Origin of the sequence: Flavobacterium aerium (genome assembly GCF_030766725.1) — a bacterium.
Classification (GTDB): domain Bacteria; phylum Bacteroidota; class Bacteroidia; order Flavobacteriales; family Flavobacteriaceae; genus Flavobacterium; species Flavobacterium aerium.
On the sequence record NZ_JARQWR010000053.1, the window covers coordinates 1 to 235 of the forward strand.

The 235-nt window shown below is 42.6% G+C and carries 1 protein-coding gene; it reads left to right on the forward strand.

The window, feature by feature from the left end:
- Window positions 1-235: Ig-like domain-containing protein (locus tag P6733_RS17955; protein WP_459553648.1), on the forward strand; the 235-nt coding region annotated here is incomplete at both ends.

Genomic DNA, 235 nt, shown 5'->3' on the forward strand with positions numbered 1-235 from the left:
CCAACAGTAGCGAACTTACAAGCAACAGGAACAACTATTCAGTGGTATACTGCTGCAACGGGTGGAACTGCTTTAGCGTCAACAGTAGCTTTAGTGGATGGAACAACGTATTATGCTTCTCAAACCGCTAACGGATGTGAGAGTAAAACTCGTTTAGCGGTAACTGCAAAAATTACTGTTACACCGGCACCAACAACAACACAGTCTACACAAACATTCTGTGAGATTGATAATG